Here is a 22587-nt window from a genome sequence, read left to right on the forward strand (position 1 = left end):
ATGAAAACCGTATTGATCGTCGGCGCATCGCGCGGCCTCGGCCGCGAATTCGTCCGGCAATACCGGCGCGACGGCTGGAACGTGATCGCCACCGCGCGCGACGCGGCGTCGCTCGATGCGCTGCGCGCGCTCGGCGCGCAGCCGCACGCGCTCGACATCGCGCAGCCCGAGCAGATCGCGGCGCTCGGCTGGAAGCTCGACGGCGAGCGGCTCGATGCGGCCGTACTCGTGTCGGGCGTGTACGGGCCGCGCACCGAGGGCGTCGAGACGATCACCGCCGAGGATTTCGACGCGGTGATGCATACGAACGTGCGCGGGCCGATGCAGCTGCTGCCGATCCTGCTGCCGCTCGTCGAGGACGCGCGCGGCGTGCTGGCCGTCGTGTCGAGCCGGATGGGCAGCATCGCCGAGGCGACCGGCACGACCGGCTGGCTGTACCGCGCGAGCAAGGCCGCGCTGAACGACGCGCTGCGCATCGCGTCGCTGCAGACGCGCCATGCCGCGTGCATTTCGCTGCATCCCGGCTGGGTGCGCACCGACATGGGCGGCGCGCAGGCCGCGATCGATCCGGAAACGAGCGTGACCGGCATGCGTCGCGTGATCGCCGAATCCGGTTCGGACGTGTCCCAGGCGAACGGCCGGTTCTTCCAGTACGACGGCGTCGAACTGAGTTGGTGAGCAGGTGAGCTGCATCGGCAACCGCTCGTTGTTAATTCATATTACGCATGATTTCGAACCGACCTGACGCGTGCCCGTGCGGCGGCGCGTCCCCCGCGCCCGCCGGCAAGGCGCCGGCGCCGCGCTACGCGGCGTGCTGCGGCCGCTTCATCGACGGCGGCGAAGCCGCCCCGACCGCGCTCGAATTGATGCGCTCGCGGTACAGCGCGTACGTGCTCGGTGCGACCGATTACCTGCGCGCGACGTGGGCCGCGCGCACCTGCCCGCCCGATCTCGCCACCGACCCCGACGCACCGGACGCGCCGCGCTGGCTCGGCCTCGCGGTCAAACGCCACGCGCCGCTCGACGACCGGCACGCGGAGGTCGAATTCGTGGCCCGCTACAAGGTCGGCGGCCGCGCTTACCGGCTTCACGAGACGAGCCGTTTCGAGCGCGACGAGCACGGTTTCTGGCGCTATGTCGACGGCGAAGTAAGTGAACGCTGACAAATAGTTGCCATGTCAGACGCCGGGTAATTCCCGCATTGCACAACCTGATTTTGTCGGGCTACGATGGGCTCGAATTGGTCATGTTGCGTGGCAGGGCTTACGGATGGCGTACAGCAAGGTATTGGTGGGATGGATGGCGGCCTGTGCGCTGTCGGCCGCTCAGGCCGGTACGCTGCCGAGCGCCAATACGGGTGCCGGCGCCAGCGGGTCGCTCGCCCACGCCGAGCACTTCGACTACGCCGACGCGAACCTGCCGCAGGTCGCCGCCGACCTCAACGAACAGATCCTCCGCATTCCGGCCGACGCTTCGGGCGCCGTCACGCTCGAGGCGACGCTGTTCAAGCCGAACGGCCCCGGCCCGTTCCCGCTCGTCGTCTTCAACCACGGTAAAAATACCGGCGATCTCCATCAGCAGCCGCGCAGCCGGCCGCTCGCGTTCGCGCGCGAATTCGTGCGCCGCGGCTATGCGGTGATCGCGCCGAATCGCCAGGGCTTCGCCGGTTCGGACGGCACGTACCAGCAGGAAGGCTGCAACGTCGGCAAGAACGGCCTCGCGCAGGCCGCCGACGTCGACGCGACGGTGCGCTACATGTCGCGCCAGCCGTACGTCGATGCGTCGCGCATCGTCGTCGCCGGCACGTCGCACGGCGGGCTCGCGTCGGTCGCCTACGGCACCGAAGCGGCGGCGGGCGTGCGCGGCATCATCAACTTCTCCGGCGGGCTGCGCCAGGACCTGTGCGACGGCTGGCAGCGCAACCTCGTCGACGCGTTCGACCACTACGGCGCGCATACGGCCGTGCGCTCGCTGTGGCTGTACGGCGACAACGACTCGGTATGGACGCCCGCGCTCGTCGCGCAGATGCACGATGCGTACGTGTCGCACGGCACGCAGGCCCGCTTCATCGATTTCGGCCGCTACAAGGACGACGCGCACCGGCTGATCGTCGATCGCGACGGCGTGCCCGTGTGGTGGCCGGCCGTGCACGCATTCCTCGCCGAACTGAACCTGCCGACCGCGGTGCGCTATGCGGTCGCGGACCCGCATGAGCCGAAGGCCAGCGGCTATGCGTCGATCGATGCGGTCAACGCGGTGCCGTACGTCGACGAAGCCGGCCGCGAAGGCTATCGCCGCTTCCTGAACCAGCATCCGAGCCGCGCGTTCGCGGTGTCGTCGGAAGGCGCGTGGTCGTGGGCCGAAGGCGGCGACGACCCGATGGCGCTCGCGCTCGACAACTGCGCGAAGCAGGGTGCGGGCGCGTGCCGGCTGTATGCGGTCAACGATCGCGTCGTGTGGAACGACAACACGACGCAGACGGCCAGCAACGGCGGCGACAACACCCGCGACACCGATACGCGCGCTTTGGCTTCGCGCTGACGCGCGGCTGTCGTTCTTCCCGCTTCGCCCTTCGCGCTCCGCCGATTCAAGGTCATCGCGGCACTCCCCGCCTGCTCGTCAAATCGAGCACACACCGCGTAAGGCTCGTTTTTACGAGCAATCGGCTTGAATTCGCGCCAGGTCTCGTCCAGCCGTCCGGCCTTCTGCACCCCCATCGATCTGACGATGCACGAAGCAAGATCGCCCCTCGTCGCCGCAAACACGCACCCTCATCGCTCCCCATATCTCTCCGCTGCATCGCGCCCCGCCGCTCGATTTTTTTCTGTCGGGGGGTGTCACTCGAACGTCGCCATCTGCGCGCATTTCGCCCGATCCGCCGCGTTCCGTTCCGAGCACCCCCGAACTGCGCCGAACTCCCGCCCGACAAGGCTTTGCGGCGTTTGTAACCGCTAGTGCAACGTCCGGCGGAACACGCTAATCTCTGCGCGTTTCGTATCCCGCCGCGCGGCATCCCGTCGATGCCGCGCGGTCGTTTTACCCCCGGAGTCGCCTTGAGTACGCCAGCCACCGACGACTGGGTCGCGCGCAGCCTGCGCGCGGTCTGGCACCCCTGCACCCAGATGAAGCATCACGAGCGCCTGCCGCTCGTCCCCGTCGCGCGCGGCGCGGGCCTGTGGCTGTACGACCGTGACGGCCGCCGCTACTTCGACGCGATCAGCTCGTGGTGGGTCAACCTGTTCGGCCATGCGAACCCGGACATCAACGCGGCGCTGAAGGACCAGCTCGACACGCTCGAGCACGCGATGCTCGCCGGCTGCACGCACGAACCGGCGATCGAGCTCGCCGAACGGCTGCACGCGCTGACCGCGCGCACGCTCGGCCATGCGTTCTTCGCGTCGGACGGCGCGTCGGCCGTCGAGATCGCGCTGAAGATGAGCTTCCACGCGTGGCGCAACCGCGGCCGCGCGAACAAGCAGGAATTCGTCTGCGTCGCGAACAGCTATCACGGCGAGACGATCGGCGCGCTCGGCGTGACCGACGTCGCGCTGTTCAAGGACGCGTACGACCCGCTGATCCGGCACGCGCACGTGGTCGCGTCGCCCGACGCGCGCGGCGCGCTGCCCGGCGAGACGGCCGCGGATGTGGCGGGCCGCGCGCTCGCGGACGTGCGGCGGCTGTTCGTCGAGCGCGGCGACCGGATCGCCGCGCTGATCGTCGAGCCGCTCGTGCAGTGCGCGGCCGGTATGGCGATGCACGATCCGTCGTACGTGCGCGGGCTGCGCGCGCTGTGCGACGAATTCGGCGTGCACCTGATCGCCGACGAGATCGCGGTCGGGTGCGGGCGCACCGGCACCTTCTTCGCGTGCGAGCAGGCCGGCGTGTGGCCCGACTTCATGTGCCTGTCGAAAGGGATCAGCGGCGGCTACCTGCCGCTGTCGCTCGTGCTCACGCGCGACGACGTGTTCGCGGCGTTCTACGACGACGACACGACGCGCGGCTTCCTGCACTCGCATTCGTACACCGGCAACCCGCTCGCATGCCGCGCGGCCGTGGCGACGCTCGACCTGTTCGCGCGCGACGACGTGCTCGCGGGCAACGCCCGCAAATCGGCGACGCTGCGCGCGGCGCTCGCGCCGCTCGACGCGCACCGCCAAGTGCGCCACCTGCGCGAGCGCGGCACGCTGTTCGCATTCGACGTCGCGCTCGACGGCGACGCGGCGCGCGGCTTCTCGCGACGTTTTTTCGAACACGCGCTCGAACGCGAGCTGCTGCTGCGCCCGATCGGCACGACCGTGTACCTGATGCCGCCGTACGTGATGAGCGACGACGACATCGCGTGGCTCGCGCAGCGCACGCGCGACACGCTCGACGCGACGCTGGAGGACCTCGGCCGATGAACCTGCTCGACACCCTGCAACGCGGCCTCGCCGACCTCGACGCACAAGGGCTGCGCCGCGTGCGCCGCATCGCCGACACCGCGTGCGACGCGCGCATGACCGTGAACGGCCGCGAGATCGTCGGCTTCGCGAGCAACGACTACCTCGGCCTCGCCGCGCATCCGGCGCTCGTCGCCGCGTTCGCGGAAGGCGCGCAGCGCTACGGCTCCGGCAGCGGCGGCTCGCACCTGCTCGGCGGCCATTCGCGCGCGCACGCGCGGCTCGAAGACGAACTCGCGGGCTTCGCCGGCGGCTTCTCCGATGCGCCGCGCGCGCTGTATTTCAGCACCGGCTACATGGCGAACCTCGCCGCGATGACGGCGCTCGCCGGCAAGGGCGCGACGATCTTCTCCGATGCGCTGAATCATGCGTCGCTGATCGACGGCATGCGGCTGTCGCGCGCGAACGTGCAGGTCTATCCGCACGCCGATACGGCCGCGCTCGCCGCGCTGCTCGACGCATCGGATGCCGAAACGAAGCTGATCGTCAGCGACACCGTGTTCAGCATGGACGGCGACCTCGCGCCGCTCGCCGAACTCGTCGCGCTGGCCGAGCGCCACGGCGCGTGGCTCGTCGTCGACGATGCACACGGCTTCGGCGTGCTCGGCCCGCAGGGCCGCGGCGCGCTCGCGGCCGCCGCGCTGCGCTCGCCGCATCTGGTGTACGTCGGTACGCTCGGCAAGGCGGCCGGCGTCGCGGGTGCATTCGTGATCGCACATGAAACCCTGATCGAATGGCTGATCCAGCGCGCGCGCAGCTACATCTTCACGACCGCCGCGCCGCCGGCCGTCGCGCATGCGGTATCGGCGAGCCTGAAGGTGATCGCGGGCGACGAAGGCGACGCGCGACGCGCGCACCTCGCCGCGCTGATCGAATGCACACGCGCGCTGCTGCGCAGCACGCGCTGGCAGCCGGTCGATTCGCACACGGCCGTGCAGCCGCTCGTGATCGGCAGCAACGACGCGACGCTCGCGGCGATGCGGGCGCTCGACGCGCACGGCCTGTGGGTGCCGGCGATCCGTCCGCCGACGGTGCCGGCCGGCACGTCGCGGCTGCGCGTGTCGCTGTCGGCCGCGCATTCGTTCGACGATCTGGCACGGCTCGAAGCCGCGTTGATCCAGGCCAGCGAGGAGGCTGCAGCATGACCGCCCCGCTCTCCGTGTTCGTCACCGGCACCGACACCGAAATCGGCAAGACCTTCGTGTCGGCCGCGATGCTGCACGGCTTCGCGCGGCACGGCCTGCGCGCGGCCGCGCTGAAGCCGGTCGCGGCCGGCGCGTACGAACGCGACGGCGTGTGGCGCAACGAGGACGCCGACCAGCTCGACGCCGCCGCGAACGTCGTGCTGCCGCCCGAGCTGCGCACGCCGTTCCTGCTGAAAGCGCCGGCCGCGCCGCATATCGTCGCCGCGCAGGAAGGCGTGACGCTCGACCTCGACACGATCGTCGCGTGCCATCGCGACGCGCTGACGCGCGCGGACGTCGTCGTCGTCGAAGGCGTCGGCGGGTTTCGCGTGCCGCTGAACGACACGCAGGACACCGCCGACCTCGCGGTCGCGCTCGGCCTGCCCGTCGTGCTCGTCGTCGGCGTCCGGCTCGGCTGCATCAGCCACGCGTTGCTGACGGCCGATGCGATTCGCCAGCGCGGCCTCACGCTCGCGGGCTGGGTCGCGAACCACGTCGACCCGGCCATGTCGTTCGCCGACGAGAACGTCGCGACGATTGGCGACTGGCTCGCGCGCGAGCACGGCGCGCCACTCATCGGCCGCATCGCGCACATGACGCCGGCCGCCCCCGAATCCGCCGCGGCGATGCTCGACATCGCCGCGCTCGTCGATACCTTGCGCCACGCGCAGCACTGACGCCCCATCCAAGAATCCACGACAGGAAAACGAAATGACCCAAGCCCAGACCGCCGCCGTGCAACCCGCCGCGATCCCCGTGGCCGCCCCGACGTCGCAGCGCTGGCGCGTCGCCGACGTCGTCGCGCTGTTCGAGCTGCCGTTCAACGACCTGATGTTCCGCGCGCAGCAGGTGCATCGCGAGCACTTCGACGCGAACGCGGTGCAGCTGTCGACGCTGCTGTCGATCAAGACGGGCGGCTGCGAGGAAGATTGCGGCTACTGCTCGCAGTCGTCGCATCACGACACGGGCCTGAAGGCCGAGAAGCTGATGGACGTCGACACGGTGCTCGACGCCGCGCGCGCGGCGAAGGCGAACGGCGCGAGCCGCTTCTGCATGGGCGCCGCGTGGCGCAACCCGAAGGAGCGCCACATGCCGGCGCTGACCGAAATGGTGCGCGGCGTGAAGGAGCTCGGCCTCGAGACCTGCATGACGCTCGGCATGCTGGAAAACGAACAGGCTCGGCAGCTCGCCGATGCCGGCCTCGACTACTACAACCACAACCTCGACACGTCGCCGGAGTTCTACGGCCAGGTGATCTCGACGCGCACGTACCAGGACCGCCTCGACACGCTCGACCGGGTGCGCGACGCGGGCATCAACGTGTGCTGCGGCGGCATCATCGGGATGGGCGAATCGCGCCGCGAACGCGCGGGCCTGATCTCGCAGCTCGCGAACCTGAACCCGTATCCGGAATCGGTGCCGATCAACAACCTCGTCGCGATCGAAGGCACGCCGCTCGAAGGCACCGCGCCGCTCGATCCGTTCGAGTTCGTGCGCACGATCGCGGTCGCGCGCATCACGATGCCGAAGGCCGTCGTGCGCCTGTCGGCCGGCCGCGAGCAGCTCGACGACGCGATGCAGGCGATGTGCTTCCTCGCGGGCGCGAACTCGATGTTCTACGGCGACCAGCTGCTGACGACGAGCAACCCGCAGACGCAGCGCGACCGCGCGCTGTTCGAGCGGCTCGGCATCCGCGCGAGCCAGGCCGACGCGCTGTCGGAAAACGCGTAAGCGGCAACGGCCGGCGCGCCGCGCCCGCCCATGAAAAAGCCGGGGCATGCCCCGGCTTTTTTACGCCCGATCGTCTGTATCGGGTCGCGCTGCGCGTCACACGTGCGACGCCGCGCCATCGAGCGCCGCGCGCACACGCTCGACACGCTGCGCGTCGACGGGCGCCAGCACCTCGCCGCGCGGCCGCACGCCCGAGCCGAAATGCACCGCGCGCACGCCGGTCGCCCGCACGAAATCGCCGACCGCGTCGATCGTGAGCCCCGAGCCGGCCAGCACCGTGCAGGTCGTGCCCGCCGCCTGCCGCACGAGCCGCGTGATCGTCGCGACCGCATCGAGCACCGACGGATGGCCGCCCGACGTCAGCACGGACGTGACGGCCGGCACGCGCAGCAGCGCGTCGAACGCGGCGTTCAGATCGCGCGCGACGTCGAACGCGCGGTGGAACGTGAGCGCGCGCCCGTCCGCGGCGGCCGCGATGCGGCCAGCGCGCCGAGATCGACGTCGCCATGCGCATCGAGCGCACCGAACACGACGCCGTTCGCGCCCGCCGCGACGGCCGCACGCACGTCGCGCTCGATCACGCGCAAGTCGTCGGCGTCATAGACGAACGAGCGGCTGTGCGGACGCACGATCACGTTGACGGGAATCGGCACGGCGGCCACGACGGCCTCGATCAGACCGACGCTCGGCGTCAGCCCGCCTTCGGTGATCGCGGTCACGAGTTCGAGGCGGTCGGCGCCCGCGCGGGCGGCGGCCTTTGCATCGCCGACGGTCGTGGCGATCACTTCGAGGAGAATGGAAGAAGCGGCGTGTCGGTTCATGGGCGGCCCGCGAATCGTCTGGACAATTCGCGCATCCTAGCCGAGCCGCGTGACGGACGCCAGCGTGCCGGCGGCCGCGGACTTCAGCCGCGGACTTCAGCCCGATACTTCAGCCCGCTCCGTCAGCCGCGCCGCACGAGCCAGAGGCCGACGAGCGCGGACAGCGCCGTCACGCCGGTGCCGGGCACGAACCGGAACATCCGCGCGTCGAAGTACGCGCCCTGCTGCTGCATCACGTCGACGATCGCCGGTGTGAGCACGAGCATCCCCCAGCCGATCATCCCGAGCGCGGTGGTCGCGGCCGCGACGAGCAGCGCGATGCCCGCGCCGCGCGCACGCGGCCGGAATGCGCCGGCAAACGCGCCCGCGGCCAGCAGCACGGCCGACACCGCGAACAGCACGGCGACGAATACGGCCGTCGCCCGCGCGTGGCCGACTTTCATGAACGCGGCCATCTGCGCGGCGATCACGCAGAAGCCGGCGATCGAGAACAGCACGATCGCCAGCACGTTGCGCACGACGCTCACGCGAGCGCCTGCCGGAAATACGCGGTCGCCGGACGCCGGAACAGCAGGTAGATGAACAGTGCGAACAGCAGGACGCCGGGAATCAGCACCGCGAACATCGACGGCGGCATGTTGACGAACGAAAACGCGAAGCCGAGCACCGACGTCGACAGGTAGGCCTTGCGCGACCACTCGCGCCCCTTGAGGATCGCGATGCCGATCACGACGTTCGCGGCTTCGATGATCACGCTGATGCCGAGCGTCGCCCACACGGGCAGCAGGTAGTGCGACAGCAGCGCCTGGGTGGTCGGCATGCCGATCGAGAACGGCGTATAGACGCAGGTGATCGCGTTGGTCACGATGATGATCCACGCGAGGATGGTCAGCGAAATCGGGCGTTTCATGGTGTTTTCCTTTTTATATTCGCCGCCATGGTGGCCCCCGGGACGGCGCACGCGCGGTCACGACGGCCGCGCTCGCGCCATTGTCCGAGAAGCGCGGGGCGAGCGCAACGGCCGCCCCCGCGCCGCCGCGAACCGATTGCCGCGCGCCGATCGCCGCGTGCGAGCCGTGCGTCGCTACGCGGCGTCGGCCTCGTCGTCGACCCAGTCGATGTCGCCGCACAGCACACGCTGCGCATCGCCGACGCGCACGGCCACCGACAGCGTCACGCACGGCTGCGCCTCGTTGATCGACAGGTACGGCCGCGTGACCTGCACGCGCCCCGGTTCGGCGATCGCCGAGCGGAAATATGGCCGGCGCAGCCAGTTCGCGCCCTGCGCGTCCGCCAGCGGCGAAAAGCGCGCCTCGGCGAGCGCGCGATCGGCGCGCAGCACGACGTTGCGGCCCGACTGCCGGCCCTGCGCGTCGAGCAGGAAGCAGCGCGCGGCCGCGTCGAGCGCGAGGAAGTTCCAGCACACCTCGTCGAGCGGCTCGCCGGCCGCGAGACGCTCGGCCGCCCGTTCGAACGCGCGCAGGTACGGCGCGATCCGCTGCGCGTCGCGCCGCTCGCGCGCTTCGGTTTGCTGACGAAAGCGCTCGGTCAGCTCGCCGATGCAGCCGGTCGCGGCTGCGCTGTCGGGCAACCCTGGCGCCGGGCGGCCGAAGTAGTAGCCCTGCACGAAATCGGCCTCGCACGACAGCGCGATCTGCGCTTCGTGCTCGGTCTCGATCCCTTCGACGAGCACCAGCTTGCCGGCCTCGTGCAGCAGCGTCACGAGCCCGTGCAGGATCGCGGTGAGCCCGGTGCGGTGCGCCGCGTGCGACAGCATGATCCGGTCGAGCTTCACGATGTCCGGGTTCAGCTGCCAGATCCGTTCGATGTTCGAGTGGCCCGCGCCGAAATCGTCGAGCGCGATCAGGAAGCCGTGCGTGCGGAATTCGCGCACGGCGTCCGCGAGCCGTTCGACGTCGTCCGCGCGCTGTTCGAGCACTTCCAGCACGATGCGCCGCGGCGGCATGCCGAGCCGCTTCAGGTTCGCGAGCAGCGCGGCCGCCTGGAACGGGTCGGTCAGCACACCCGGATGGACGTTGAGAAACAGCCACTCGCGCTCCGCGCCGAGCAGCGCGAAGTTCTCCAGATGCAGCGCCTGCGCGAGCCGGTCGAGCTGCAGCAGTTCATCGCGGCGCGCGGCTTCGCCGAACACGTCGAGCGGCGACACGGGGCGATCGAGCGCATCGTGCGCGCGCAGCAGCGCCTCGTAGCCCACCGCACGCTGGTGCGACAGGCTGAATATCGGCTGGAACACGGTCGTGAGCGTCAGGTCGCGGTGCTGCGTCGCCAGCCGTTCGAGGCCGGAGCTCATCTCCCGCTCGAACCGGTACGGCGATGCGGCGGCCGGACGCTCCTGTTGCACGATCGTCATGCCTTCCTCCTGGTGGTGCAGTCGAGCGCGACGTCCGGCGAAAAACGACGACCGGGACGGCGCGCCATGTCATTGGTTGGACCCTCGGTTGCCCGGCGCAAGCCGGGCGGCTGCTCTCCTTGAAGCAAGCTCCGTGCAAGGTGCCGACAACCCGTGCGCCACGCGGCTGTGCCGGGCGGCCGCACCACCGTGGCGCGTGTTCGACGCACCATTCCCGTGCGCACGCACCGACCGCTTGAGCGCACCCGTTACGTCGGCACGCTACACTCCGTACGATCGTTTCATTCCGCGTTAATCGCCGTCTCGATGGAAATCGTTTTCACAGTCCTCATCCTGCTGCTGACCGTCGCGCTGTCCGGCGCCGCCACGCGTGTCCTGCCGTTGCAACTGCCGCTGCCGCTGATGCAGATCGCGTTCGGCGCGATGCTCGCGTGGCCGAAGCTGAACCTGCACGTGACGTTCGATCCCGAGATCTTCATGCTGCTGTTCATTCCGCCGCTGCTGTTCGCGGACGGCTGGCGGATTCCGAAACGCGAGCTTTACCTGCAGCGCCGCGCGATCCTGATGCTCGCGTTCGGGCTCGTGTTCATGACGGTACTCGCAGTCGGCTACTTCGCGCATTGGCTGATTCCCGAGTTGCCGCTGCCGATCGCGTTCGCGCTCGCGGCGGTGCTGTCGCCGACCGACGCGGTCGCGCTGTCCGGGATCGCCGGCAAGGGTCGCATTCCGCCTCAACTGATGCACATCCTCGAAGGCGAGGCGCTGATGAACGACGCGTCGGGCCTCGTCGCGCTGAAGTTCGCGATCGCGGCCGCGCTGACGGGCGTGTTCTCGCTGCGCGCCGCGTCGGTCACGTTCGTGATCGTCGCGGCCGGCGGGCTCGCGACGGGCGCGATCGTGTCGTGGGTGTTCAGCGCGCTGTCGACGCGCTTCCTGAATGCGGAGCAGGAAGGCGACCCGGCCCCCGGCATCGTGATGACGCTGCTGGTGCCGTTCGCGGCCTACCTGTTTGCCGAGCACCTCGACCTGTCGGGCGTGCTCGCGGCCGTGTCGGCCGGGATGATGATGAATTACACGAGCTTCTCGCGCAAAAGCACCGTCGCGTCGCGCGTGCGCGCCGAAAGCACGTGGGCGATGATCGAGTTCGTGTTCAACGGCATGGTGTTCATCATGCTCGGGCTGCAACTGCCGCACATCATCGGCCGCGCGCTCGTCGACGCGCACCATACGAGCGACGCGCTGGTCGGCCGGATGATCTTCAACGTAGGCGCGATGATGCTCGCGCTGTATGCGATCCGTTTCCTGTGGGTGTGGCTGCTGCGCTGGTTCGCGAGCCGCCGCGCCGCGCGCCACGGCCTCGCCGGCACGATGGCCGGCGTGCGCACGATCGCGGTGATGACGGTCGGCGGCGTGCGCGGTGCGGTCACGCTCGCCGGCGTGCTGTCGGTCCCGGTCGCGCTGTCCGACGGCGCGCCGCTGCCGGGCCGCGACACCGCGGTCTTCATCGCGTCGGCCGTGATCCTCGGCTCGCTGATCGTCGCGGTGATCGGCCTGCCGCTGCTGCTGCGCGGCGTGCGCTCGACACGCAACCCGCTCGGCAACGAGGAGCGCATCGCGCGCTCGGCCGCCGCGCAGGCCGCGATCCGCGCGATCGATTCGTCGCACGACGCGATCTCGGCCGATCTCGACGAATCGGGCGCGGCGCGCTGCGCGGACATCTCCGCCCGCGTGATGGATCAATATCGCCGACGGCTCGCCGCGCTGGCCGACGACGGCCCGACGCCGCGCGCGCAAGCGCAGCAGGCCGAAACGATGGAGCTGCAGATGCGGATCGCGGCCGTGCGCGCGGAACGCTCGGCGCTGTACCGGCTGCGCGGCGACAGCAAGATTTCCGACGAGACGCTGACGAAGCTGCTGCGCGAGATCGACCTGTCGGAAACCGCGCTGTCGACGCGCAAGAAAGGGATCGTCTGACAGTCAGGCAGCGCGGTGCGTCGACCGTGCTGCCGCCGTTTGAAGCCCCTGCCTCGCGGCAGCCCGAGGCCGAGCCCCGTGTCATACGGCGCTCGGCCTCGTTGTTTTGGCCAATGCATGCGCGGCGCGGTCTTCAGCGGCTTTCAAAAAAATTAAACAATACATCCTTATTATTTCCTGCAAGCCGACACGATACCGGTTCCCGCTCGACCGTCGAGACGATCGATTCCATGCGAATCGGTCGCTTCACGCGTCATCGGCGATCGGTGACGCGCGCAATCGTTGATCCGAGGCATACGAAGTCTTTCCCGTTCCATGCGATTTCCATCGCTTTCCTAATCAAAATGCGCACGTCATTCCGTGCGAAACGACCGAACCCATGATCAAACCCCTCTCGCTCCAGAGCCGGCGACGCTTTCTCGCACAAGGCGCCGCCGCCCTCGGCAGCGGCATGCTGTCCGCCTGCGGCGGCGATTCGATCGACTCCGCCGACGCATCGGCCCGCTTCGCCAACGATTTCGTGTGGGGCGTCGCCACCGCGGCGCCGCAAATCGAAAGCCGCGACGGCCGTGGTCGAAGCAACTGGGACGTGTTCGCCGACCAGCCCGGCACGATCGCCGACGGCTCGACGAATGCACGTTGCATCGAATTCGAGCAACGCTACCCGGGCGACTTGTCGCTGCTCGCGAACGCGGGCGTCCAGGCGTTCCGTTTCTCGACCGCATGGCCGCGCGTGCAGCCGAACGGCGCCGGCGCGCCGAGCGAAGCGGGGCTTGCCACCTATGACCGCATGGTCGATGCGATGCTCGCGCGCAACCTCACGCCGTACCTGACGTTGTTTCACTGGGACATCCCCGTATGGGCCGGCGATTTCCGCGACCGCGACATCGCGTACCGGCTGGCCGACTACGCGCAGATCGTGGCGCGCCGCGTCGGTGATCGCGTCAAGCACTGGATGATGCTGAACGAACCGAACGGCGTCGCGCTGTCGGGCTACGCGTACGGCGCATCGCCGCCGCGTGCGCAGTCGATGGGGGCGATGTTCGCCGCGATCCACCATCAGAATCTCGCGCAGGGGTTGATGTTCCAGGCCGTGCGCGCGAACGTGCGGGGCGCCGCGCAGATCGGCACGACGATCAGCGGGCGGCCCGTCATCGCGGTGACGAATTCGGCCGCCGACCAGGCCGCCGCCGCGCAGTTCGATGCGATCTGGCATCGCGCGTTTCTCGATCCGCTATATGGCAAGGGCTATCCGGCCGAGCTGCAGACGGCGCTGGCGCCGCTCGTCCGGCCGGGCGACATGACGACGATCGCCGCGAACCCGGATTTTCTCGGCGTGCAGTATTACAACTGCTTCTACGTGAAGGCCGACGCCGGCGGCACGGGCTTCGCGCTGGCCGCCAGCCCCGCGAACGAAATCCAGACGATGGGCTACCCGGTCGAGCCGTACGGGATGTCCGAGATGCTGCTGCGCGTCCACCGCGACTATGGCGCACCGCGCATCCTTGTGACCGAGACCGGCTTCGCGATCGCCGAACCCGCGCCGAGCGGCGGTTTCGTCGACGACGGCCCGCGCATTGACTATCTCGCGAGCTATCTGAACGCCGCGCATGATGCGTATCGGCAGGGCGTCCGCCTGGGCGGGCTGTTCTGCTGGGCCGGCATGGACAGCTGGGAATGGTCGAGCGGCTTCGCGAAGAAATTCGGGCTGGTCCACGTCGACCCCGCAACGCAGGAACGCCTGCCGAAACGCAGCCTCGCGTACTACTCGCGCTGCATCGCCGGCAATCGCGTCGCGTAGACGGCAGGAGCGACGCGGACGGGCACGCCGCGAACCGACGCACCCGCCTGCGGTGTCCCGCCAGCCGTTGCCTGACGCGGCGCCCCGCTGCCGCGCCGGCCGTCGTCGCGAATCACCGCGCCCGCGCCGCGCATTCGCGTTACTTCGCGACGACGACCGGAATCCCCTTCAGCATCCCCGCGCCCTTCATCTCGTCGAGCGCGTGCTGCACGGCCGCGCTCGTCGCCGCGTCGATGCCGAGCTGCAGCGCGAGCTCGCGTTCCGCGCGCTTCACGCCGGCCAGGTTGCGCACCTTCACGTGACCGAAGCCGCGCACGCGCGCGTGCAGGTCGGCCAGTTGCACTACCTGCGCCGCATTGCCGGCGGTCAGCACGGCGAGCGCACGTGTGAGCGTGGTCTCGTAGTCGTCGGCGAGCGCGCGCTCCATCTTGCGCTCGACCGTGCGGCCGAACGGATCGAGCCACGTGCCGCGCAGGCTGCGCACGCGCGCCAGCATGCCGAACACCGGCCACATCCACTGGCCGAACACGCGCTTCTTCGGCGTGCTGCCGTCGCGGCCGGCCTTCGCGACCGTCGGCGGCGCCAGGTTGAACTTCACGCGGTACGCCTGCCCCGGCACGCCTTCGAACTGCGCTTCGAGCGCCGTGCGGAACGCGTCGTCGGTGTACAGCCGCGCGACTTCGTATTCGTCCTTCACCGCGAGCAGCCGGTAGAACGTCGTCGCGACCGCACGCGTCAGCGCGTCGTCGCCCTTCGCGCGCGCCGCGTTCACCAGCGCCCGGTAGCGCTCGACGTAGCGTGCGCCGCCGTACGCGTCGAGGCGCGCCTCGCGATCGGCGATCAGCTCGGCGAGCGTCTCCGGCGCGGCATGCGCGGCCACCGTGTGACGTGCGTTCCACAATGCATCGAGGCCCGCCGCGTCGCCCGCCGCCATCCGGCCGACCGAGAACGCGAGCTTGTTCATCGGCACCGCGACGTTGTTCAGTTCGATCGCGCGCATCATCGCGGCGAGCGACACCGGCACGAGGCCGAGCTGCCATGCATAGCCGAGCATCAGGATGTTCGCGCCGATCGAATCGCCGAGGAACTTCGCGGCGAGCGCCTGCGCGTCGCAGCTCGACAGGTAGCCGTCGCCGGCCGCGTGGCGCATCTTCTCGAGCAGCGCGTCCGCATGCAGGTTCGCGTCCGGGTTCTGCACGAACGATGCGTTCGGGATCCGGTGCGTGTTGACGACGATCCGCGAACGCTCGTGACGCACCGTCTGCAGCGCCTCGGCGCTCGCGCCGACGACCATGTCGCACGCGAGCAGCACGTCGGCTTGCTGCGTGTCGATGCGTACCTGGTTCAGCCAGCGGTCGCTCGACGCGATCCGCACGAACGACAGCACCGAGCCGCCCTTCTGCGCGAAGCCCATGAAGTCGAGCACCGATGCGCTCTTGCCTTCGAGATGCGCGGCCATGCTGATCAGCGCGCCGACCGTCACGACGCCCGTGCCGCCGACGCCCGTCACGAGCATGTCGAACGGCGCGGCGTCCAGATGCGTCGCCGGCACCGGCAGCGCGTCGACGCGCGCGGCGAGCGCCGCTTCGTCGAACGCGGCGCCGGCGGCCTTCTTCAGCGCCGCGCCTTCGACCGTCACGAAGCTCGGGCAGAAGCCGTTCACGCACGAATAGTCCTTGTTGCACGACGACTGGTCGATGCGGCGCTTGCGGCCGAGCGGCGTCTCGAGCGGCTCGACCGACAGGCAGTTCGACTGCACGCCGCAGTCGCCGCAGCCTTCGCACACCGCGTCGTTGATGAACAGGCGCTTGTCCGGGTCGGGGAATTCGCCCTTCTTGCGGCGGCGGCGCTTCTCGGCCGCGCAGGTCTGGTCGTAGATCAGCACGGTAACGCCCGGCGTCTCGCGCAATTCGCGCTGCACCGCGTCGAGTTCGCTGCGGTGATGGAACGTCGTGCCGGTCGGGAACTGCCCGTGATGGCCGTCGTACTTCTCCGGTTCGTCCGACACGACGACGAAGCGCGACACGCCTTCCGCCTCGACCTGCCGCGCGATCTGCGGCACCGAGATGCTGCCGTCGACCGGCTGGCCGCCCGTCATCGCGACCGCGTCGTTGTAGAGGATCTTGTACGTGATGTTCGCTTTCGCGGCGACCGCCTGACGGATCGCGAGGATGCCCGAGTGGAAGTAGGTGCCGTCGCCCAGGTTCTGGAACACGTGCTTCGTGTTGGTGAACATCGCGTGCGCGGCCCAGTCGACGCCCTCGCCGCCCATCTGGATCAGGCCGGTCGTATCGCGCTCCATCCACGACGCCATGAAGTGGCAGCCGATGCCGGCCTGCGCGATCGAGCCTTCCGGCACCTTCGTCGACGTGTTGTGCGGACAGCCCGAGCAGAAGTACGGCGTGCGCTTCACCGCGTCCGCTTCATTCGACAGGATCTGCGGCGCGACGAGATCGACGACGCGCTCGCGGCGGTCGAGCGCCGGCTTGTGCCGCGCGAGCCATTCGGCGAACACCGGCAGGATCCGCGACGGACGCAGCTCGCCGAGTTCGGACAGCAGGCACGCACCGGCCGCGTCGTGCTTGCCGAGCACGCGCGGGCGCGCACCGTCCGCACGGTTGTACAGGTAGTCCTTGATCTGCTGCTCGATGACCGGGCCCTTCTCCTCGATCACCAGCACTTCGGCGAGCCCGTCGACGAAGGTCTCGATCCGCGTCATTTCGAGCGGATACGACAGGCCGACCTTGTAGATCCGCACGCCGGCCGCGTCGAGATCGGCGACCGTCAGGTCGAGGCGGCGCAGCGCTTCCATCAGGTCGAGGTGCGCCTTGCCGCAGGTGACGATGCCGACGTTCGCGTGCGTGCTCGGCGCGATCCACTTGTCGATGCTGTTGGCGCGCGCGAAATGGCGGACCGCGTCGAGCTTCGCCGCGAGGCGCGCCTCGATCGTGAGGCTCGGCAGGTCGGGCCAGCGGTTGTGCAGGCCGCCCGCCGGCGGCGTAAAGCCTTCCGGCGCCGGCCAGCGCGTCTGCAGCGCATCGAGATCGACGGTGGAGCCCGACTCGACCGTTTCCGAGATCGCCTTGAAGCCGACCCACGCGCCCGAGTAGCGCGACAGCGCCCAGCCGTACAGGCCGAATTCGAGCATGTCGGCGATGTTCGACGGGTTCACGACCGGCATGTGCCACGCCATCATCGCGAAGTCGCTCTGGTGCGGCATCGACGACGACACGCAGCCGTGATCGTCGCCCGCCACCACCAGCACGCCGCCGTGCGGCGACGAGCCGTACGCGTTGCCGTGCTTCAGCGCGTCGCCCGCGCGATCGACGCCCGGGCCCTTGCCGTACCACATCGCATACACGCCCTCGACCGTGCGCTCGGGGTCGGCCTCGACCCGCTGCGTGCCGAGCACGGCCGTGCCGCCGAGTTCCTCGTTGATCGCGGGCAGGAAGCGCACGCCGCTCGTGTCGAGCAGTTTCTTCGCCTTCCACAGCTGCTGGTCGACCATGCCGAGCGGCGAACCGCGATAGCCGCTGACGAAGCCGGCCGTGTGGAGCCCCTGTTCGGTGTCGACGGTGCGCTGCATCAGCAGCAGGCGGACCAGCGCCTGCGTGCCGGTCAGGAAGATCCGGCCGCGCGTCGCGGTCAGGTTGTCGGTCAGGCGGTAGTCGGACAGGGCTGGCGGGCCGTCGACGGGCAGGCGGGCGGTCATGAGGGGAAGTCTCCGGATTGTGCTGTTGTGCTGTTCTGGGCCGTGCGCGGCGGGGCGTCGGATGACGCCGGGTGCCGGCAGCGAATGGCTCTATTTTTTCGCGCGCAGCCGAGAATGTTTTTCCTCATCTTGCTCGGACCGGCGCGTAGCGAGAAAAACTGCGCAGCTTTTTGGCGGGATTTGAGAGAGTTTTCGCGCGGGCGGCTGGCGTGTGATGGGGGCGTGTCGCGGTGGTCGGTGGTTTGGCGGAAAAGGCGGTGCGGGTTGCAAGGCGCGCGGCCTGCCCGGTGGATGGGCGGCCGAACCCCGTGCGACAAGGGTTTCGGCGGCATCGGCCGTCACTCTCACCATTGAAATGCACAGCGTTCCGATTGGTCGGCGGCAGCGGATGTCCACAATGCCGCGCCCTTCGGCCGATCGGGCTCGCGCGCTCACCGTTGGATTGCACAGCGTTTCGAGTGGCGTCGGGGGCGGGATATCCACATCCGGAAGCGCCATGCGGGGCGCCCGGGCCTCGATGCTCACCGTTGAAATTCACAGCGCGGCGAGTGGATTTCGGCTGCGGATATCCACATCGGAAAATCGCGCGTTTCGCCGGTCCTCCGTTTGCGCTCACCGTTCGAATACACAGGGCCGAGGGTGGATCGGGAGGACGAATATCCTCGCCGGAACACGCTTGCCGTGCGACTGCCGGCTGGCACTCACCGCTGAAATACACAGGGGTTCGACTGGCTGCGATGACAGTCGTCCACGTCCTGAGCTGCGTTGTCTCGCGGCCATGCGCGCACCCTCACCGTTGAAAACCACGGCGCTTCGAGTGATTGGGCGAGTCAGATATCCTCGTCTGAACATGCAGGCCGCGCGATTGCCGACTCACTCTCACCATTGAAATACACAGCGGTTCGACTGGCTGCGGCGGCAGTTGTGCACGGGCGAATCTGCGTCGCCTCCCGGTCATACGCGCACCATCACCGTTGAAAACCACAGCGCTCCGAGTGATTGAGTGGGCAGGATATCCACATGGACGAGCGCTCCCCGATCGATAGCATGGGCGCGCTTCCAAGGACGCCGACGACTCGCAATCCATACCGGAAGCGGCTCATCACCCGATCAGGCGCCGATGCTCACCGTCGAAATACACAGTGCCGCGAGTCGTTTCGACGGACGGATATCCACACGGGAATGCGCATCGTCGCCGTTCGCGAACTTGCGCCCGCCGCCCCGAAAGGAACACCGCTTCGCGCGGCGTCGATGGCTGAACGCCCGCATGCTGACGAGCCGCGTGCCGGGTGCGGGCTCACGCCGACTATTGAATTGCACGGCGAGCCGAGTCGCCGAATGAAGGACCGATATGTGCGTTGACATCCGCATGTTCGAACCACGCGCCTGCACTCGCCGTTAGAATGCACAACCGTTCGATTGGGGCCGGAGCCGGATATCGACGTCGCGGGCCCTGCATGTGACGGTCACGCACTCGCGCCATCGGCTAGAATGCGCGTCGCCCCGACCTGCGGCGACGGCCGGAAACCCGCGCCGTTGCAGGCGCACCGCCGGATCGGGCGCGACACTCACCGTTGAATTTCACAGCATTTCGCTTCGTCTTGCCGCGAGTTGTCCACAACCCGCTTCATGTCTCGCCCAGCATCCGGTCACCCTCACCTGTGAAAACCACAGCGCGCCGAGTCGTTTCGAGGCCCGGATATCCACAACCAGGCACATGACGGATCTTCATCTACCGATTGACGGACGACTCGGTGCGAGGCAATCGGGAAAAGTCGCAAAGGCCCGTCCGGCCAGCCTCGCCGGCACACTCACCGTTCAAATGCACAGCGTTTCGAGTGGCTCTGCCGGCCGGTTGTCCACATCTGTCCGACGATGCTTCATCGCGCCAACACGCACATCCGAGTGACGTTAGTCGGCAATCGACCGGATGATCTTCGCCGGATTGCCGCCGACCAGCGTATTCGGCGGAACGTCCCGGGTGACGACGGCTGCGGCCGCGACAACCGCGTTCTCGCCGACCGTCACGCCGCCGATGATCGTCGCGCCCGCGCCGATCCAGACGTTCCGCCCGATCGCGATCGGCTTCGCGACCACGCAGTCGCGCCGCCGCGAAGGCTCGACCGGATGACCGGACGTGATCAGGCTGACGTTCGGGCCGATCATCACGTCATCGCCGATCTCGAGTCCGCCCAGGTCGTAGAACGTGCAGTTCTGGTTGACGAACACGTTGCGCCCGAGCTTCATGCCGGTGCCGCCCGTCGCATGGAACGGCGGGATCAACGTGAAGCCTTCGTCCACCTGTGCGCCGATCAGTTCACCGAACAATGCGCGCACTTGCGCCGTATCGTCGAACGTCAGCCGGTTGAGCCGCGCGGTGATCGCCATCGCCCGTTTGACCTCGGCCACCATGGCCGCCGATTCGGGCGTTCTGCGCGGAATGATCGTGGTGCGATCGTCGTTTGCCATGCGTGACGGGTCTCCGGTGAGTGCGGGTTGCGTGATACGTCGGCGAACGCGCCGGGCGATTGCGTTGCCGTGTACGCGGTACTGCAGGATGGGCCGGGCACATTGTAGTGATGCCGACTTCCGCGGGGATTTTTACGAATTTTCATAACTAGTTTTAATATGACTAGTTATTTATAGAACTTCCGTTTCACAAGGCTTTCCGGGGTATTTCACCCGATCCACCGCATGCAACGAACCGAACACCCCTAGCCGGGCACCCCTAGCCGGGCGCCCCTGTCCCAACCTCCTGCGCTCGGGTACGCTTGAGCATCCACGGATCGACACCTGCACCCAAACGCGGAGGCGCGATGAAGCTCTACTACTGGCCGAAGACCCGGGCATTCCGGGCGCTGTGGATGCTCGAGGAAATCGGCGGGGTGTACGAACTCGTGCCGATCGACCTGCGCTCGCACGAGCAGGGCAGCGATGCGTTCGTGCAGGTCAACCCGATGGCCAAGCTGCCCGCGCTCGACGACGGCAGCGCGCCGTTCGCCGAATCGGGCGCCGTGCTGCTCTATCTCGCCGATCGTTGCCCGGGCGCCGGGCTCGGCATCGCACCCGACGATCCGCTGCGCGGCCGTTTCCTCCAGTGGATGTTCTTCACGCCGACCTGCCTCGAACCGGCGATGGCCGAGAAATTCACCGGCGCGTCGGGCAACCCGGTCGCGTTCGGCTGGGGCAACATCGTGCGCGTGCAGCGCGCGCTCGCGCAAGCGCTCGCCCACAACCGCTGGCTCGTCGGCGAGCGCTTCACCGCGGCCGACCTGCTGCTCGCCAGCACGCTGAAGATCGCGTTCGACGCGCACCTGCTGCCGCACGAAGGCGTGCTCGGCGACTACGTCGCGCGCGCCGAGGACCGCGACGCGTTCCGCCGCGCGGTCGCGATCGAACAGCGCGAAGCGGCGCGTCTGCTGCACGCATGACGCGCAACGGGGCGGCGCCCCGCCGCCGCCGATCACGCCTGCGCGGCCGGCCCCGGCGCCGACGCGTCCGCGTCGATCACCACGCCCGGCGAACCGCGCTCGTCGGTGTCGACGTCGATCGGCACGACTTCGTGAAAATGCGTGTAATCGATGTGCGTGATGCCATCCACGTCGTGCATCAGGTCGACATAGCGGTGGCCCCAGCGGATCTCGCCATGCGCCCACTCATGACGCGCCTGCATGACCTGCGCGGTGGTCTCGTCCGAGCCCTCGATCGTGATCAGCAGCGACGCGTCGCGCGCGGCGAGCGACTCGGCCGTCTCGCCGAACAGCGCGCTCGACTCGTCGATCACGTGCATCAGGTTCCAGCCGAGCAGAAAGATCGGATGCTCGTTGCGCACGAGCCGCAGGTCATGAATCTTGCGCAGCGAGTAGCCCTCGTGCGTGCCTTCGACGCGCATCAGCCGCAGTTTCGCCTGCGCCTCGGCAATCACGTTCTGGCGGGCATTCGCGGCGCGCACCATCAGCGTCATCCGGCCGTTCAGCGGCCGCACGATCGCGTAGCGCGCGAACAGGATCTTCGCCTGCGGCCGCGAAAACCGCGCGAACACGAGCCCCGTGGCCAGCGCGATGCCCGACATCCCGACGAAGATCTCGAACGTCGCGACGAGGTGCGCATAGACCGTCTGAGGATGCATGTCGCCGTAGCCGACGGTCGCGAGCGTCTCGACGCTGAAGAAGAACGCGCCGCCGAAGCCGGCCGGCGACTGGTTCGCGATCGGCGCATCGCCAAGCAGGTAGAGCGTGGCGAAGCCGCCGTTGAGCAGCAGGAACAGCACCGCGAGCGACAGGAAGAACACGGGCCAGCTCACCGTCAGCGCGCGGTGATAGAAGTCGCGCCAGCCGAGCGGCGGCATCCCGTACGCGATCACCGGGCGGGTGCCCGACCAGATCTTGCGGCCGTGGCGGCGGGAGGCTGGGGAGGACGAATCGACGTTCATCGCGCGGCGCCGGTTGCAGGGAGGCGATGAGCGTAGCACGCGCGGCAGCGGCCGGGAATGCGGGCCGGTTCTCAACGGCAATCCGCCGCGCCGACGGAAAAAAAAGCCGGCCGCGTGTGCGG

16 protein-coding genes and 1 pseudogene are annotated in these 22587 nt (G+C 68.8%); 10 read left to right on the plus strand and 7 right to left on the minus strand.

Annotated features, from left to right (window positions below):
- The 7 genes from HWX14_RS28910 to bioB all read left to right on the plus strand — a co-directional run bounded on the left by HWX14_RS28910 (position 1) and on the right by bioB (position 7354).
- Positions 1–678, plus strand: coding sequence for an SDR family oxidoreductase (locus HWX14_RS28910; protein WP_059585396.1), 678 nt, complete (start codon positions 1–3; stop codon positions 676–678).
- A 47-nt stretch (positions 679–725) separates the two neighbouring features.
- Entirely contained in the window at positions 726–1163 is a 438-nt protein-coding gene (locus HWX14_RS28915; RefSeq protein ID WP_175885738.1) for a YchJ family protein, read from the plus strand.
- A 106-nt stretch (positions 1164–1269) separates the two neighbouring features.
- Entirely contained in the window at positions 1270–2541 is a 1272-nt protein-coding gene (locus tag HWX14_RS28920) for a CocE/NonD family hydrolase (RefSeq protein ID WP_175885739.1), read from the plus strand.
- Positions 2542–3053: 512 nt separating this feature from the next.
- Positions 3054–4400, plus strand: coding sequence for an adenosylmethionine--8-amino-7-oxononanoate transaminase (gene bioA, locus HWX14_RS28925; protein ID WP_175885740.1), 1347 nt, complete (start codon positions 3054–3056; stop codon positions 4398–4400).
- The gene (gene bioF / locus HWX14_RS28930) at positions 4397–5584 is read left to right on the plus strand and encodes an 8-amino-7-oxononanoate synthase (protein ID WP_175885741.1); all 1188 of its coding nucleotides are present in this window, start codon (positions 4397–4399) and stop codon (positions 5582–5584) included. Before bioA ends, bioF begins: the two co-directional genes overlap by 4 nt.
- Complete coding sequence (bioD, locus tag HWX14_RS28935) at positions 5581–6300, plus strand: dethiobiotin synthase (protein WP_175885742.1); 720 nt, start codon at positions 5581–5583, stop codon at positions 6298–6300. The genes bioF and bioD overlap by 4 nt, the downstream gene beginning before the upstream one ends.
- Positions 6301–6334: 34 nt before the next feature.
- On the plus strand, positions 6335–7354 hold the full coding sequence (gene bioB / locus HWX14_RS28940) for a biotin synthase BioB (RefSeq protein ID WP_175885743.1): 1020 nt from the start codon (positions 6335–6337) through the stop codon (positions 7352–7354).
- 96 nt (positions 7355–7450) lie between these two features.
- Here bioB and HWX14_RS28945 read toward each other — a convergent pair.
- From HWX14_RS28945 to HWX14_RS28960, 4 genes and pseudogenes are all read right to left on the minus strand, one after another.
- Positions 7451–8175, minus strand: a pseudogene (locus HWX14_RS28945) (copper homeostasis protein CutC).
- Positions 8176–8297: 122 nt separating this feature from the next.
- Positions 8298–8702, minus strand: coding sequence for a hypothetical protein (locus HWX14_RS28950; RefSeq protein WP_175885744.1), 405 nt, complete (start codon positions 8700–8702; stop codon positions 8298–8300).
- On the minus strand, positions 8699–9085 hold the full coding sequence (locus HWX14_RS28955) for a hypothetical protein (RefSeq protein WP_175885745.1): 387 nt from the start codon (positions 9083–9085) through the stop codon (positions 8699–8701). The genes HWX14_RS28950 and HWX14_RS28955 overlap by 4 nt, the downstream gene beginning before the upstream one ends.
- 174 nt (positions 9086–9259) lie before the next feature.
- Positions 9260–10546 carry an EAL domain-containing protein gene (locus tag HWX14_RS28960; RefSeq protein ID WP_175885746.1) on the minus strand — a complete coding sequence of 429 codons (1287 nt, stop codon included), beginning with the start codon at positions 10544–10546 and terminating at the stop codon, positions 9260–9262.
- A 306-nt stretch (positions 10547–10852) separates the two neighbouring features.
- Between HWX14_RS28960 and HWX14_RS28965 the strand changes: the two genes are divergently transcribed.
- Positions 10853–12520: a Na+/H+ antiporter gene (locus HWX14_RS28965; RefSeq protein ID WP_175885747.1), complete on the plus strand. Its 1668-nt coding sequence runs from the start codon at positions 10853–10855 to the stop codon at positions 12518–12520.
- Between the two features lie 379 nt (positions 12521–12899).
- On the plus strand, positions 12900–14321 hold the full coding sequence (locus tag HWX14_RS28970) for a family 1 glycosylhydrolase (protein WP_175885748.1): 1422 nt from the start codon (positions 12900–12902) through the stop codon (positions 14319–14321).
- 139 nt (positions 14322–14460) lie between these two features.
- Here the strand turns inward: HWX14_RS28970 and HWX14_RS28975 are convergent, their stop codons facing one another.
- Together HWX14_RS28975 and HWX14_RS28980 are read right to left on the minus strand one after the other, a co-directional pair.
- The gene (locus HWX14_RS28975; protein WP_175885749.1) at positions 14461–18033 is read right to left on the minus strand and encodes an indolepyruvate ferredoxin oxidoreductase family protein; all 3573 of its coding nucleotides are present in this window, start codon (positions 18031–18033) and stop codon (positions 14461–14463) included.
- 1911 nt (positions 18034–19944) lie between these two features.
- A complete protein-coding gene (locus tag HWX14_RS28980; protein WP_175885750.1) occupies positions 19945–20502 on the minus strand; it encodes a DapH/DapD/GlmU-related protein in 558 nt (185 codons plus the stop codon).
- Between the two features lie 347 nt (positions 20503–20849).
- Here HWX14_RS28980 and HWX14_RS28985 point away from each other — a divergent pair, with 347 nt between their 5' ends.
- Positions 20850–21464 (plus strand): glutathione S-transferase, encoded by a 615-nt coding sequence (locus HWX14_RS28985; RefSeq protein WP_175885751.1) that lies wholly within the window; start codon positions 20850–20852, stop codon positions 21462–21464.
- 32 nt (positions 21465–21496) lie between these two features.
- Here the strand turns inward: HWX14_RS28985 and HWX14_RS28990 are convergent, their stop codons facing one another.
- Positions 21497–22465: an ion channel gene (locus tag HWX14_RS28990; protein WP_175885752.1), complete on the minus strand. Its 969-nt coding sequence runs from the start codon at positions 22463–22465 to the stop codon at positions 21497–21499.
- Positions 22466–22587 lie beyond the last annotated feature (122 nt).

It is taken from the genome of Burkholderia sp. BCC0044 (genome assembly GCF_902832955.1).
Classification (GTDB): domain Bacteria; phylum Pseudomonadota; class Gammaproteobacteria; order Burkholderiales; family Burkholderiaceae; genus Burkholderia.

Excerpts from the sequence above, each read along its gene's own strand:
- HWX14_RS28910 (WP_059585396.1), top strand. The coding sequence starts at position 1 with ATGAAAACCGTATTGATCGTCGGCGCATCGCGCGGCCTCGGCCGCGAA.
- HWX14_RS28915 (WP_175885738.1), top strand. The coding sequence starts at position 726 with ATGATTTCGAACCGACCTGACGCGTGCCCGTGCGGCGGCGCGTCCCCC.
- HWX14_RS28920 (WP_175885739.1), top strand. The coding sequence starts at position 1,270 with ATGGCGTACAGCAAGGTATTGGTGGGATGGATGGCGGCCTGTGCGCTG.
- bioF (WP_175885741.1), top strand. The coding sequence starts at position 4,397 with ATGAACCTGCTCGACACCCTGCAACGCGGCCTCGCCGACCTCGACGCA.
- bioD (WP_175885742.1), top strand. The coding sequence starts at position 5,581 with ATGACCGCCCCGCTCTCCGTGTTCGTCACCGGCACCGACACCGAAATC.
- bioB (WP_175885743.1), top strand. The coding sequence starts at position 6,335 with ATGACCCAAGCCCAGACCGCCGCCGTGCAACCCGCCGCGATCCCCGTG.
- HWX14_RS28955 (WP_175885745.1), bottom strand. The coding sequence starts at position 9,085 with ATGAAACGCCCGATTTCGCTGACCATCCTCGCGTGGATCATCATCGTG.
- HWX14_RS28960 (WP_175885746.1), bottom strand. The coding sequence starts at position 10,546 with ATGACGATCGTGCAACAGGAGCGTCCGGCCGCCGCATCGCCGTACCGG.
- HWX14_RS28965 (WP_175885747.1), top strand. The coding sequence starts at position 10,853 with ATGGAAATCGTTTTCACAGTCCTCATCCTGCTGCTGACCGTCGCGCTG.
- HWX14_RS28970 (WP_175885748.1), top strand. The coding sequence starts at position 12,900 with ATGATCAAACCCCTCTCGCTCCAGAGCCGGCGACGCTTTCTCGCACAA.
- HWX14_RS28975 (WP_175885749.1), bottom strand. The coding sequence starts at position 18,033 with ATGACCGCCCGCCTGCCCGTCGACGGCCCGCCAGCCCTGTCCGACTAC.
- HWX14_RS28980 (WP_175885750.1), bottom strand. The coding sequence starts at position 20,502 with ATGGCAAACGACGATCGCACCACGATCATTCCGCGCAGAACGCCCGAA.
- HWX14_RS28985 (WP_175885751.1), top strand. The coding sequence starts at position 20,850 with ATGAAGCTCTACTACTGGCCGAAGACCCGGGCATTCCGGGCGCTGTGG.
- HWX14_RS28990 (WP_175885752.1), bottom strand. The coding sequence starts at position 22,465 with ATGAACGTCGATTCGTCCTCCCCAGCCTCCCGCCGCCACGGCCGCAAG.